Origin of the sequence: Floridaenema aerugineum BLCC-F46 (genome assembly GCF_041929345.1) — a bacterium.
Classification (GTDB): Bacteria; Cyanobacteriota; Cyanobacteriia; order Cyanobacteriales; family Aerosakkonemataceae; genus Floridanema; species Floridanema aerugineum.
In genome coordinates, this window is sequence record NZ_JBHFNQ010000207.1 from 1 (window position 1) to 4134 (window position 4134).

General features: G+C 38.4%; 4 protein-coding genes. 2 read left to right on the forward strand and 2 right to left on the reverse strand.

The features are described from left to right. The first annotated feature begins 218 nt into the window (after positions 1 to 218). Together ACE1CC_RS27955 and ACE1CC_RS27960 are read left to right on the forward strand one after the other, a co-directional pair. On the forward strand, positions 219 to 581 hold the full coding sequence (locus ACE1CC_RS27955; protein ID WP_413273709.1) for a hypothetical protein: 363 nt from the start codon (positions 219 to 221) through the stop codon (positions 579 to 581). A 104-nt stretch (positions 582 to 685) separates the two neighbouring features. After that, complete coding sequence (locus tag ACE1CC_RS27960) at positions 686 to 2260, forward strand: glycosyltransferase family 39 protein (RefSeq protein WP_413273710.1); 1575 nt, start codon at positions 686 to 688, stop codon at positions 2258 to 2260. Here ACE1CC_RS27960 and ACE1CC_RS27965 read toward each other — a convergent pair. Together ACE1CC_RS27965 and ACE1CC_RS27970 are read right to left on the reverse strand one after the other, a co-directional pair. Further along, positions 2250 to 3071 (reverse strand): class I SAM-dependent methyltransferase, encoded by an 822-nt coding sequence (locus ACE1CC_RS27965; protein WP_413273711.1) that lies wholly within the window; start codon positions 3069 to 3071, stop codon positions 2250 to 2252. The genes ACE1CC_RS27960 and ACE1CC_RS27965 overlap by 11 nt on opposite strands. Further along, entirely contained in the window at positions 3072 to 3785 is a 714-nt protein-coding gene (locus ACE1CC_RS27970; protein WP_413273712.1) for a serine/threonine-protein kinase, read from the reverse strand. Positions 3786 to 4134 lie beyond the last annotated feature (349 nt).

Sequence of the window (4134 nt, forward strand, 5' to 3'; positions counted from 1 at the left end):
ATTGAAAATACGTTTAAATTCATGGATGCTTCCTAAAAATCTAAGTCTTATTGAGAAAATTAACCCACTTATTGAAACTATTTTCTGGGCAGAGTATATAATTCTCTGATGAAATAAAAAGATTAGTTTCGTGGGGATTCAATCTACAATAATACCGTTTGTCACGGTAGGCAAAGCGAGGCTTAGAAAATATTTGGTTTTATCTAACACAGCAAGATATGAATAAACTATTCTTTTCCAGCGTACTTTTAACTCTCATTTGTTCAGTTGAAATGTCATCTTTTGCCCAATCATTGCCTAGATTGCGGCGAAATATGAATTATGCTCAAGTCAGAACTATGTTAATTAAGCAAGGTTGGCAACCTGTAGTTAATTCCGAGCAAGTGAATAATCGAGTTCCTAATAGTACGATCGATTCTTTAATCAAAAAAGGCTATACCGAAATTGTTGATTGTTCTGGAACAGGATTAGGACTTTGTTTGTTTCAATTTAGGAATGCTAAAGGGCAAAATCTTTTTGTAACAACGATCGATAATCAGTCTGGACAAGAAAGTAAGATCTATGGTTGGAGGATCGAGTAAATAATTTTATTCCAATACTTAATATTTTAGCAAAAAAAGAAGCGATCGCTTTGTGATATCATGTCTTCCATTAATTTCTATTTTTACCAGGAAAATTGAAAATAGTGGATACTTTACCTGACAACTACGCAGACACCGACAAGGTGCAGCCGAAAACCTGGAAAGTTATTAATCAGCTGGCTTTCTTTGCGATCGCTTATGGCATCATTATCCGTTTAGCACAATACATCAGCAACCGTTCTTTATGGGGAGATGAAGCATATATCGCCCTAAATATCGTCAATCGCTCTTACTTAGAATTACTGCAACCTTTGGATTACGATCAAGCAGCACCTCCGGGATTTCTATGGGTAGAAAAGTTGGCGGTGCAGTTATTTGGTAATAATGAATATTCGCTGCGATTGTTTCCTTTAATTGCTGGGATTGTTTCTCTATTCGCACTTTATCAATTAGGAAAATGGAGTTTATCTGCGATCGCTTTACCCATTGCCTTAATTCTGTTAGCTTGTTTGAAATATCCGCTTTACTATGCTACTGAAGTGAAGCAATATTCTAGCGATATCATGGTAGGATTGTTGCTTTGTTTATTGTTGATTCCGTTGCGCGATCGCATCCTGAAAAAAAGCAAAGTTTTCTTACTCGGATTCCTGGGAATACTTGCCATGTGGTTTTCCCATACTGCCATTTTCTCATTAGGAGGAGTTGAGTTAGCCTGTCTAATTACTAGTTCTGCTCAAAAACGAAAAGCGATCGTAATTAATCGCTTACCAGCTTATTTAATTTTGCTAATTGGTTTTGCACTTTACTACTTTTTCATCATCTCCAAATCGATGAAAAATGAGTCACTACAATCCTCTTGGAGTCCTGAATATCCCAAAAGTATTTTTGATATACTTTGGTTACTAGACTCTTTCGGCAGATTCTTTCATAAACCATTAGGTTTTGCTGGCATAGCAGATGGAATTGCTATTTTCGCCTTGGTTATTGGCTGCATTATTTTATATAAAAACAACCAAATTAAGTTGTTAATTTTAATTTCTCCTATACTGGCTACTTTAACTGCTACTTATTTACATAAATATCCCTTTCGGACAAGGTTAATATTATTTTTGACTCCTTATTTCATCTTAATTATTGCTCAAGGATCGGCGTTTATTTTATCTCAAGTGAATCTTGCTAAGTTTCACCAAGAGCGGCGAAAGAAGTATGTGGGAATTTTCGGAATAATAATTAGTTTTTTCCTGATTTTACCGCCAGTAATTGAAGCAGGAGGATTCTTATTTCAACCAGAAACTAAATACGAAATGCGTTCAGTAATTGCCCATATCAAAGCGAATCAACAGCCAGGAGATGTGCTGTTTGGTGATGGCGGAGGAACTTCAGCGCAGTTGGAATATTATGCCAAAAAATATGGGTATTCTAAGAGTCAATACGTAGTTGGTTATAATGACTTTTTGAAAAAAGAAGCAATTTCTGACCAAGTTTGGTCAGACTACCGACGGCAATTTAGTCAGCTACAAAATCAACCGCGAGTATGGTTTTTGTTTTCTGGAATTGGGTTAAAAGAGAAAAGAGGAGAGATAGTTGAACCTCGGCTCGATCGCATAGGTCAAAAAATTGATTATTTCGGTCAACCGGGAGCTTTTGCTTATCTTTATCATTTGTGGCTTAGTTTTTAGCTGAAGTTGCTAAGTACAATTTTGTGGAGTAAATGAGGCGAACTCGACCTTGATTGTCACAAAACCGATCGCGAAACTCCCCCAAATTCAAAATCAGTTTTTCCAAAGCAGTACCCCCTTGAGGAGTAAAACCTTGACTTCTCGCTAATCCAACTAATCCGGCTAAGTCCAAATGCTGCTCAAAAGTAAAAGTGTAACGATGCAGATCTTTAAAATAGGGAAGCCACAATCCTTGCCAAAATAATTGATAGCGTAAAGTCTTGAATAAGGTTTTGATTTGTGGTTGAGATGAGGTTTGCTTTTGGCGATCGCTACTTGCCGCAAATAGTAACTCAGTATAAGCTTTAGAAGTAATATCTGTTTGTTCCCAAAAATTCCAAATTAAAGCTAATCTTCCCCCAGGTTTAAGAATTCGATGAAACTCCTCAAGGCTTTTCATAAAATCAAACCAATGGAATGCTTGAAAAGAAACTACTAAATCTACAGATGCCGTTTTTAGAGGAATTTTTTCTGCCGTTCCAGTCAAAAACTCCAGCCTTTCATGAGATGTTACAGCGTTAAGCATATCAGCATTAGGTTCGATCGCCAGCACCCGAACACCTCGATTTGCCAGCAACCTCGAACCAATTCCTGTTCCAGCACCAATATCAGCGGCTAATAATTCATTGGCAGGTTTTAAACCTGACAAAATTTTGTCAATTGCTGAATCTGGGTAAAGAGGACGATATTTTTCGTAATCTTCGCCCAGATTACAAAAGTAACTCAAAGGATTAGTTACTAAGTCTTTAGCCTTAGAAAAATCGAAACTCATTTATTTTTTTGCAGCTTTGATAAATTTTCCCTTAGCAAAAGTCTGACGCACTAACCGAGAGATGAAAATTATGCCAGAAGTTGCCAGACGATAACTTTTACGGACAACATTTAGCAGAAAATACGGCACTCTTAACCGCAGAGGATAGAACAGGGGAAGGTACAGCCAGTAATATGCCCGTTTGAGATCGTCCCACTTCGTACAAGTTTCCAGATGCAGGAAGTCAGAAATATCTACAACTAACCCTCTTCCTTCATACAGCATCACATTGCGACCATGAACATCATGTGGGTAAAGTCCGCGACTCCTAGCATAATCCAAGGCTGCATCAATATCTTGTATCACTTGTTTGGGAATTGGGATACCTTTGTGAAGGCAATCGTAGAGAGTGACTCCATACAACCGCTTGAGGACTAAAACGCCATTTTCCCCATAGAAACACTCAGAAAATGCTGGATGAGAACCTAAGCGACGGTAGACTTCTAACTCTTCTTCAAAACCCGGACGCGAAGGTGCGTAAATCTTGACCACCACTTCTGGATAATTGGGATGACAGACGACTGCGGCATAGTTCCCCGTACCAATAAGTTGCCAGGGTGCAGGCAAATGATTCACTACTACTGGATCGTGGGGATCGATGCTAACAATTTGTAGTCCAGGCAGTAGTTCTGTGCGAATAGTCTTAATTAGCTGATTGATGTGCAGTTGTTCCATACAGACCTTCATATCCGGTTGGGCGATATCCCAAGAACATAAGCGATCGTAAATAATCTACACCTTTTAAAACTCCAATTCCTACTTCTGGAACCTGCTATTAGCTACACAGCCAAGGGTAAGCGGCTCAAACCTTTATTGCTGAACCTTTTTGCCCCACAGGTCAACTGACTATAGCTAAAACTTATCACTACTGTCAGCGAGATTCATAGTTCATAAAACCATAGACAAATATCTTAGGTCTTATTTTGTAGGTGTGATCCTCACTGGGCAAACTACAATGCCCTCTATCCCATCGTCAAAGACATTTGGGACTGCTTTTCTCATGATGTTATAACTTCCATTCACA